8 protein-coding genes are annotated in these 9,511 nt (G+C 43.4%); 1 reads left to right on the forward strand and 7 read right to left on the reverse strand.

Features of this window, described 5'->3' with window-relative positions:
* The 6 genes from ABUA34_RS13060 to ABUA34_RS13085 form a co-directional block, all read right to left on the reverse strand.
* The coding region (locus tag ABUA34_RS13060; protein ID WP_349823454.1) for a hypothetical protein at window positions 1-734 on the reverse strand (734 nt) is incomplete at its 3' end.
* 153 nt (window positions 735-887) lie between these two features.
* Window positions 888-3,080, reverse strand: a complete 2,193-nt coding sequence (locus tag ABUA34_RS13065; protein ID WP_349823455.1) for an alpha-galactosidase — start codon at window positions 3,078-3,080, stop codon at window positions 888-890.
* A 73-nt stretch (window positions 3,081-3,153) separates the two neighbouring features.
* Window positions 3,154-3,858 carry a hypothetical protein gene (locus tag ABUA34_RS13070; protein WP_015534458.1) on the reverse strand — a complete coding sequence of 235 codons (705 nt, stop codon included), beginning with the start codon at window positions 3,856-3,858 and terminating at the stop codon, window positions 3,154-3,156.
* A gap of 248 nt (window positions 3,859-4,106) precedes the next feature.
* Entirely contained in the window at window positions 4,107-4,949 is an 843-nt protein-coding gene (locus tag ABUA34_RS13075; protein ID WP_004852646.1) for a carbohydrate ABC transporter permease, read from the reverse strand.
* Between the two features lie 15 nt (window positions 4,950-4,964).
* Window positions 4,965-5,951, reverse strand: a complete 987-nt coding sequence (locus tag ABUA34_RS13080; RefSeq protein WP_349823456.1) for a carbohydrate ABC transporter permease — start codon at window positions 5,949-5,951, stop codon at window positions 4,965-4,967.
* A gap of 115 nt (window positions 5,952-6,066) precedes the next feature.
* On the reverse strand, window positions 6,067-7,368 hold the full coding sequence (locus tag ABUA34_RS13085) for an ABC transporter substrate-binding protein (RefSeq protein WP_349823457.1): 1,302 nt from the start codon (window positions 7,366-7,368) through the stop codon (window positions 6,067-6,069).
* A 351-nt stretch (window positions 7,369-7,719) separates the two neighbouring features.
* Between ABUA34_RS13085 and ABUA34_RS13090 the strand changes: the two genes are divergently transcribed.
* The gene (locus tag ABUA34_RS13090) at window positions 7,720-8,487 is read left to right on the forward strand and encodes a YesL family protein (RefSeq protein ID WP_015534455.1); all 768 of its coding nucleotides are present in this window, start codon (window positions 7,720-7,722) and stop codon (window positions 8,485-8,487) included.
* 95 nt (window positions 8,488-8,582) lie between these two features.
* On the opposite strand, the gene ABUA34_RS13095 is transcribed toward ABUA34_RS13090, so the two are convergent.
* Window positions 8,583-9,511: AraC family transcriptional regulator (locus ABUA34_RS13095; protein WP_349823458.1), on the reverse strand; the 929-nt coding region annotated here is incomplete at its 5' end.

Genomic DNA, 9,511 nt, shown 5'->3' on the forward strand with positions numbered 1-9,511 from the left:
GTATACGTACCGGCCGGAAGTTTTTCCGCATCCGCATACGATACCATATCCCCTTCATCGCCCTCATAATAATAACTTCCCTTGGAATCCTTCACCCACAGACTGTATGTAACTCCATCTATCTTACAGTCTGAGCCGCTGATACCTGAACTGCGCACCTTTCCACCGGAATAGGTTACCGTTGCGTACGCCGATGTTATGGAGTCTGGTGTTCCCTCCAGTATCGTTGTATTATCCGGCACCATTTTTATTGCCGCCACATCCGGAAGCTTTCTCACGCTTATATTTGCACTTTCGGAAACTGTATAAGAACGGGCATACTTAGACCCAAGAATGTATTTCTCCCCCGCAGTGCACTTGTATACCAGCCTGCAGCATCCACTGCCATCCTTTTTACCTGTAGCAAGGCGCTTACTCTTACTGTTATACAAGGTCTCCTGAAGCATCAGCCGTGACTGGCTTCCCTGCAATATTATCTCATAATATCCTGTCTCATCCGTGACAAACGATATTTTACTCTCCTTGCCATTAACTATGTTCACAACTCCATAGTCACCCTCAAGCTCTGAAATATCCTCTGTAGCTGCTGATATCTCAGCTTCATTCATCTGTACGGCATACGCTGTCATATTTGACAGTAAAGTCTGTGCCTGTGCAGTCGTCATCGGTATATGAATGCACGACGACACCATGGCTACAGTTACAGCCGCAGCCATTATCCCCTTCAATTTCATATGTAACCTCCCTTTTTCTCCCATACATATTCAGCACATTTATGCCGAATATATAAGCACAAAAAATTACAGCCTCATATTATCATGAAGCTGTAATTTAATACAATATAATTAATATTTATGTATAAATAACACAATATCACTTATGCAATTTTACTTTCTAACCAGGTGGATCTGGTAAGCATTGTACTCGCCGAACTTGAGTGGTACAGGAAGTCCTATCTGGTCAAGTCCCTGTCCGCTGTACTCTGCGCCGGTCTCCTCGTCAACATATGTGGCATCCACATCAAGTCCCTTTACTCTGACAAAAGGTACAGGGGCATTACAGAAGCTTTCCACCGTCACGATATTGACAAGTGTCTCTGACTTATCCCTTGCTACAAATGACCATGCAGCTACGCCTTTGCTCTTGTCTGCATCCGTCAGTCTATAGTAGAGTCCGTTGTGAAGGAGATCCCAATACTTCTTGTAGTTTTCTACCTGAGCCTTGACCTCTTCCTTCTCCTCATCACTGACCTTGTTCAGATCAAGCTCGTAGCCAAAGCTTCCCGCCATGGCAACGACAGCTCTTGTATTGAACGGAGTCGTCCTGCCTGTCTGGTGATTCGGAACCGCTGATACATGTGAGCCAACCACCGATATAGGATAGCCAAATGAAGTTCCATACTGTATGTCAAGCCTGCAAATGGCATCCGTATCATCACTGCACCAGATCTGTGGTGTGTAATACATCATTCCGGCGTCAAATCTTCCGCCGCCGCCGCTGCAGCCCTCGATGAACATCTTTGGATATCTCGCCTGAAGCCTCTCCATAAAGTCATATACACCGAGTACATACTTGTAGAGGATAGTTCCATTGTTCTGGATTCCCTCAGTCATGGAGTATACATTTAAGATGCTTCTGTTCATATCCATCTTTATATAATCAACATCTATCTTGTCAAGCACCGCTGTCAGCTGATTAAATATACAGTTTACGACCTCTTTTCTTGAGAAGTCCAGATTGAGCTGGCTTCTTCCCATGACAGGCTTTCTTCCAGGGATCACAAATGCATAATCCGGATGCTCCTTGAAAAGCTCGCTCTTCTCGGATACCATCTCAGGCTCGATCCAGATACCAAACTTCATGCCGAGATCCTTAACCCTCTTGACAACATCAGCCATAGGGCCGCCCATCTTATCCTCATTTACAAACCAGTCGCCGAGACCTGACTTGTCATCATTTCTCACACCGAACCAGCCGTCATCCAGAACCAGCATCTCAACGCCGAGCTCTGAAGCCTGCTTTGCTATGTTTACAATATCATCGCCATTGAAATCGAAGTATACTGCCTCCCAACTGTTGATGAGAATAGGTCTCCTCTTTGTCTTGTACTCGCCGCGGCAGATATTGTATCTCACAACGTCATGCATCTTATGTGACATGTCAGCAAATCCATCAGGTGAATAAACCATAACTACCTCAGGTGCCACAAACTCGCTCTCAGGATAGAGCACATACTCAAACATCTCATCCTGAACACCCATATTGAGTCTCACCTGATCTGTCTGATCCTTCTCAACCTCACAGTTGAAGCTTCCGCTATAGAGAAATGAGATTCCGTAGCAGTCGCCCGCATCTTCATTTGCATCCTTGCCTGCTATAACCACAAATGGGCTGTGCTGATGGCTTGATGTACCCCTTGTGCTTCCGATCTTCTTCACACCATGATTTATAGCTTCTCTCTCATACATGCGCTCCATAGCATGTCTTCCGTGGAAGTGGATGAGATCATAATCACCTGTCACAAAATCCAGGCTCACACTTGATGCCTTTGCCACAAATATATCCGCATCGCTTATATTTCTGACTATAACTGATCTTGTGATCAGATCCTTATCCTCTATAATTCCATACAGAAGATCAACCTCCACTCCCACCTGAGGATCCTGAAGAACGATCTTAAGGGTCTCACCCTTCTCGCCGTCATTTGTGTAAGCAGCAGGAAGTCCCTTGAGACTATACTTACTGTCCATCACCTCATATGAAACATATCTGAGATCACATCCATGTATTCCCTCTATGTCCTTTATGTTGAATGCCGGAGTCCTGAAATCTCCGTTGCCGTAGCAGCTATATTCCAGTGGAATGTTGTCCAGAGAGAATTCTCTGTGCTCCTGTGCCTCGTAAGGATTGCCTGAGAATCCTCTATCGTAATGAGTTATGACATATGACATATCCCCGTCCATTTTCTTGCCATAATACAGATGAGCCAGATACCCATAGTCGATCACCTTCATCTGATATGTAGTATTTTTGGTGTTCAATGTGAAAAGCTTTTTCTCTTCATTTATCAATATTGCCATGCCCAAGTCCTCCTTTTCGTGATCTCCAGTTTCTCTACAGCCAAATTTCATTTGACTGGTCTTTCCTCATAATTTATCTACAACCGGCTCCGCCGGATTGTATTCCAAGTTCCACCATGTAGTCCACAAATTTCTCCACATATCCATAATCCGCCGCATATGCTGACAATCCAATATATGCCTTGCCATCTGTGTACTCAGTAAGTCCTGCCGCCTTGTATCCTTCAGATACATCTATTCCGACAGGTATCTTCTTCCCCTCTTCATCCTCATAATAAATTATCCTATCCTTATACTTATCATATATATCGCCGACCTTCTCATCCGACAGGTCTGCAAGTCTGCCGCTCTTCGCCAGACCTATGAGATTGTCATACTGGCACAAGACTGCCTGAGCAGTGTCCGCCTCAAGGTATGCCAGCACCTTCATATAGTAACTGTTCTTATAATCTGAGTTATTTGCCAGATTAAAAAACGCATTGTTGTCAAATGTAACCCTTCCCGGGAGATTTTCTTCCCCTACATACGACACAAATCCCTGTGTCAGCCTGCAGTCCTCTGAAACATCATCGTAGTTGTTCACAAGGACAACATCCAGTATCGGCTTGTCCTCCCTCGTTGCAAACACAACAGTGAAATACACTACAAGTCCCACGAGAACGACCGCACCGATTATCCAAAGCTTGTAATAATCCCATATATACCCTATTTTTTTGCGTATGGAGTCCATCTCTTTTATCTTCTGTTTTTCTTCTTCCGTGATTATCGGCTTTTTCATAGACGTCCTCCTTTTGTTTCGCACTTACGATATATTTTGAAACAGACGCATGAGAGGCGCTTCGCGCGGCGTCTGCAGCATCGTAAATACTTCGTATTTACGATATATTTTGGAGTGGACGCATGAGAGGCGCTCCGCGCGGCGTCCACGGCATCGTAAATACTTCGTATTTACGATATATTTCACAAGGGTGGCGTCAGTAACCGACGTCACCCTGTGGTCATATATAATATCTTCTTTAACTTTCTTTAGAGCTTTCCACCTGATGTTGCAATACCTTCTACGAACTGCTTCTGGAATATCAGGTATATAACGATCATTGGTATACATGATATAAGAGATGCAGCCATCAGCTGTGGATAATTGGACTGATACTGTCCCTGCATTGTTGCAAGAGCTGCTGAGAGCGGCATCTTGTTTGCACTGCTGTTTACAACCAGTGGCCACATCAGATCCTTGAATGCGAACACTGCTGTGAATATACCGAGGGCAACCATCGATGATCTTGCAAGCGGAGCCATAACAAACACGAATGTCTTTGGAATGTTACATCCGTCAAGTCTCGCTGCCTCCTCGAGATCTCCAGGAAGTCCCATGTAAGCCTGCTTGAGCAGGAAAGTACCGAACGCTGTTACAATTCCCGGGAATACCAGGGCGAACATTGTATTTGTCATGCCCATCTTACTGATCATCAGGAACTGTGGGATGATGAATATCTGTGAAGGAATCATCATCTGGAAAAGTATCAGGGAGAACATAAAGTCTCTGCCCTTGAACTTAAGTCTTGCAAATGCATATCCTGCGAGTGTTGCTGTGAGACATGCACACACAACTCTAAAGAATATGAGCAGTAATGTGTTCTTGTAGAGAACAAGGAAGTTCATGTTATTCCAAACAGTAGTGAACGCGTCTGTACGCCACTGTGATGGGAATATTACGAATGGACTTACCGAAGTTGCCTCTGTTACTGTCTTAAATGCTGTGAGTGTCATCCATACAAATGGCACTATCATAATGATTGAGAATATGATCAGAATGAGGTGAATCAATAATCTCTGCATTCTTCTCTTAAACTGTACGCCTCTTGTCATATCGATTCCCCCTTCCTAGTTATAATGAACCCACTTCTTCTGACCGATCATCTGGAATACTGTAAGTACCATGATGACTGCGAGAAGAAGAACTACTATTGCTGATCCATAACCCTTGTTACCATTCTGGAATGAGTACTGGTAGAACAGATATACGATGGACTCTGTCTTCTTGAGAGCCGGATTGGAAATATCCATTACCATGTATACAAGGTCGAATACCTGAAGTGCTCCGATTACTCTTGTTACGAGTACGAAGAATACTGTAGGGGAGAGAAGTGGAAGAGTGATCTTGAAGAATGCTCTTACTCCTGATGCTCCGTCAATATCCGCTGCCTCGTAGTAATCCTTAGGTATCTCCTGAAGTCCTGCAAGGAACAGAACCATGTTGTAACCAATGATCGACCATACACCGATGATTGCAACTGAGATCCATGCGATCTTTGGATTGGATATCCACTCGATCTTTGTACCGAGGATGTGGTTTAACAGACCGAACTGTGAATTGTATAACCATCTCCATACCATGGCTACAGCTGCAGGTGCAACTACCATTGGCAGGAAGAATATTGCTCTGTATATTGTTCTTCCGTGCATCTTACGATTCAGGAATACCGCAAGTATAAGTGCGATGGCGATTGAGAATGGAACCTCAATGATCGCATACTTGAATGTATTGAGAAGTGACTGCCATACCTCAGGGTCAGCAAACATCTTCTTGTAATTTGCAAATCCTGCAAATGATGAATCTCCGAATGAACCGACCTTGCAGAATGACTGATATATTGTCTGTACTATAGGCCATAAGTTAAGTACGATGATTCCTATCATTGTTGGGAGGATGAATGCCCAGCCCCATTTGCGCTGGTTTCTTTCCCATGTTGTTGACTTCTTTTTCTTGAACTCTTTATCTTCTGCTGCTGCCGGCTTAACTGTCTGTGTCTCTGTAGCCTGAATTATCTCAACCGCTTTTTCTTCAACTTTCTTGTTGTTATCTGACATAAAATCCCTCCTCTTATCATTTATACTGTAATTAACACCCCATTGTTTCTGGTAAGCAATGGGCAGGACCTTCATCCTACCCACTGTTATGTTATCTTATAAATGCTCTGTAGGATTACTTGTCTTCCTCATCGATGTACTGGTTCATCTGAACTGCGAAGTCCTTACATGACTGCTCCATCTTTGATGGATCTGCCCATGCATCTGCGAAGAATGTCTGTGCTGCCTGTGACCAAACTGTTGAGTTGTATGTGTAAGGTCTGAGCACGAGCTCATTTGTAACGCCTGCTACTGTTGAATCCTTTGTAATATCAAGGTAAGCGTTGAGGTTGAACTTGTCTGTGCAGTTAACCCACTTGTCTGATGTGCCTTCGTAAGCTGACATTGTTACACCAAGCTCAGCCTGCTTCTCCTGCATCTCCTTTGAACCGAACCACTCGATAAGCTTCCAGCAGTCATCTGGTCTCTTTGTGTCTGCTGATGCAGCCCATCCAAGTCCGTTACAGATAGAAGTTCTCATACCTGTTGTCTTGTCGTATGGAAGAATTGCTACGTCACAGTTCTCAACGAGATACTCGTTGTCAAGGAATCCTGCTGTCATCCATGAACCCTGTGTGATCATTGCTACTGTACCTGACTGGAACAAAACGTCTGTACCTGTCTCTGACATTGTTGTTGCCGGTGGGCAGCAATCCTTGAGGAGCTTTCCTACATAATCCATAGCCTTGATAGTGTTGGCATCGTCATATCCTGACTTTGTGTGATCGTCATTTACGATGTAACCGCCCATTGAGTAAACCATGTTGTAGTATGTGTCCTGATCGTTTGATGTGTTCATACAGAAACCGTACTTGTCGCCAGTTGTGAGCTTCTTAGCTGCCTCATAGAGGTCATCCCATGTCCATGTCTCATCTGGATAAGAAAGTCCTGCATCATCAAACATCTTCTTGTTGTACCAGAGAGCGATTGTATCGTAATCCTTTGGTACTGCGTAATATGAGCCATCATATGTGTAGAGCTCTGTAATCTCTGGCATGTAGTTGCTCATATCAACCTTATCGCTCTTCTCAATGTAGTCATCGAGCTTTAAGAGCTTGTTGTTCTTCATGTACATCTGTGAGTTGTTGGAGTGCATCCAGAATACATCCGGCATATCTCCACCTGATGCTCCAGCCTCAAGAAGTGTCCAGTATGAATCCCACTCCTTAACCTGTACATCAACCTTGATTCCTGTCTCTTCTGTGAAGAGATCACATATCTGCTGCAGACCCTTCTGCTGATTGTTATCCCAGATAACCACCTCAAGTGCATCCTTACTGCTACCCTTGCTTCCATCACCGCCGCCACATGCGCACAGTGAAAATGCTGTTGCTGCTGCAAGCCCTACTGCTACAGCTTTCTTCATTGTTCTTCTCATAAAACCTTCCTCCTTTTTACATCACCGGCAGGATTTACGACACCCACATTCTCTTTCATACCCTGAATTCTGCGTCCTGTTCTGCCGGTTCGCCTTACGGCGTTCTGTGTGCTTTCTATGATTGAATTATAAAATTTTGGTGAAGATTTTTACATGGAAAAATGTCAAAATATCATGGGGTTTTGTCACAAATGTATATTTTTAAGTAGTTAAGTTCGCTGTTTTTGTGCTATTTTATGGTAAAATGTAGAATACATATGGTAAATTGTAAAATTCGCTATATATTGGCATACCTTTTTGTGCTATAGTTAAACAAACGATATTATCACTTTTTACATCAGGAGGAATTTTATGAACATTTTCAACAGTGACGGCTGGTTTTCCAGATTTTTTGGAACGCTCGGCGATATTATAATAGTGAACATTCTATTTATATTGTGTAGTATTCCCATAGTCACCATGGGAGCTTCCATGAGCGCAATGTATTTCACTCTGTTAAAGAAGCAGAGGACAGGCGAAAATGGAGGTGTAGTGAAATTATTCTTCAAAGGCTTCAAGGATAATTTCAAACAGTCAACGATTTCATGGCTGCTATTCCTTCTTATATCATTTATATTCACTCTGGATTTCAACCTTTTTGGCAAGGGTGGTCCACAGGAGAACAAGCTCATGTACTACACCAGTGTCGTGCTTATGATATTGACATGCTTCATCGCAATTTACCTGTTCCCTGTCATAAGTGCATTTAAGAACACATTGAAGAACCTTCTCTTGCAGTCCATTTACCTGGCGGCCAAGAACTTCATATTTACAATAGTGATCATGGTTCTCTACACTCTGCCTGCATATGTTCTGCTATCCAGCACTCAGGTATTCATGGTAGGTATATTCGTGTTCATAGTATGTGGCTTTGGCCTTATAGCATATGTATCATCATTCATGTTTTTGAAGGCATTCACCCCATATCTGGATGAGGTCACAAAGAAGTACACGGACGACGATCCTGCTTCATGGATGCACAGCGATGACCAGACATCTGAATCAGATGAGGATAATCCCGAATCCACAAAGGTGACCAAGAAGCTTATCGTTGACAATTCATATCATGGCAGACAGTAGTTTTTACCGTATATCGTAAATACAGCAAAGGCGGATGTGCGACAAATCGCACACCCGCCTTTTGCTTAATTCAAATTTTTTGATTCAATTATATCTTACAGCTTCGAAGCCTCATGTCCAAACTTGGCATCCTTCGTCTCAAGCTCAACCTCAAGATTCCTGAATGACTTAGGACTCATTCCAAACTTCTGCTTGAATGCTTTGGAGAAAGAAAGAGAATCCTCATAACCACACTGATATGCGATTATATTGATCTGTTCCTTTGATGACCGGAGAAGACTTGCAGCTTTCTCCAATCTGAAGTTGATAAGATACTCCTGAGGAGATACACCCATCTCCTTCTTGAAGCTTCCTGTCAGATGACTTCTGCTGATTCCTATGAAATCCGCAATGTCATCGATCTTGATCTTGTTCATGTACTTCTCTGTTATGAAGTCGACAGCAGCCTTTACATATATCTTACTTGGATACTCAATGTTATCATCTTCCTGCGCATCGGAGGCATTATCCTCCATAATGGTTGCGAAGAGAAGCATCAGTGCACTCATTCTCTTCACCTCGTTTATACGTGTGATCTGGGAATATTCGAGCATCTTGTTGATACATTCTGCACACGTATCCATCTGCTCTATCTTGATGATAGGTGAGCCCTTTACATACCCCATCGCCTCAATAAAATCTTCAGCTCTGTAGCCATGAAATCCAACCCACATGTAGCTCCATGGATCATCATCGTCAGCCCTGTAAGTAGTCTCCTCACCAGGTCTGATGATAAACGCCTGTCCAGGTCCCAGTTCATAAGTCTTCCCTGCAATTGTAAATGTACCCTTGCCCTTCTTTACCATATGGATAACATATGATTCTCTGACGTATGGACCAAACTTCCAGCCTTTTATACAATCCTCTCTTCCACAATAGTCCAGACTGATTGCGGTACCCCACATATAGGAGTTCGACAACTGTAGATCTTCCAGACAAGCAAAACCAACACTGTCAGTTAAACCAACCTTTCTTACCATAACCC

The organism is Coprococcus sp. RTP21428st1_C9_RTP21428_210409 (genome assembly GCF_040227395.1).
Lineage (GTDB): Bacteria > Bacillota > Clostridia > Lachnospirales > Lachnospiraceae > Coprococcus > Coprococcus aceti.

Coding starts and splice junctions, on each gene's coding strand:
- ABUA34_RS13065 (WP_349823455.1), bottom strand. CDS start 3,080: ATGGCAATATTGATAAATGAAGAGAAAAAGCTTTTCACATTGAACACC.
- ABUA34_RS13070 (WP_015534458.1), bottom strand. CDS start 3,858: ATGAAAAAGCCGATAATCACGGAAGAAGAAAAACAGAAGATAAAAGAG.
- ABUA34_RS13075 (WP_004852646.1), bottom strand. CDS start 4,949: ATGACAAGAGGCGTACAGTTTAAGAGAAGAATGCAGAGATTATTGATT.
- ABUA34_RS13080 (WP_349823456.1), bottom strand. CDS start 5,951: ATGTCAGATAACAACAAGAAAGTTGAAGAAAAAGCGGTTGAGATAATT.
- ABUA34_RS13085 (WP_349823457.1), bottom strand. CDS start 7,368: ATGAGAAGAACAATGAAGAAAGCTGTAGCAGTAGGGCTTGCAGCAGCA.
- ABUA34_RS13090 (WP_015534455.1), top strand. CDS start 7,720: ATGAACATTTTCAACAGTGACGGCTGGTTTTCCAGATTTTTTGGAACG.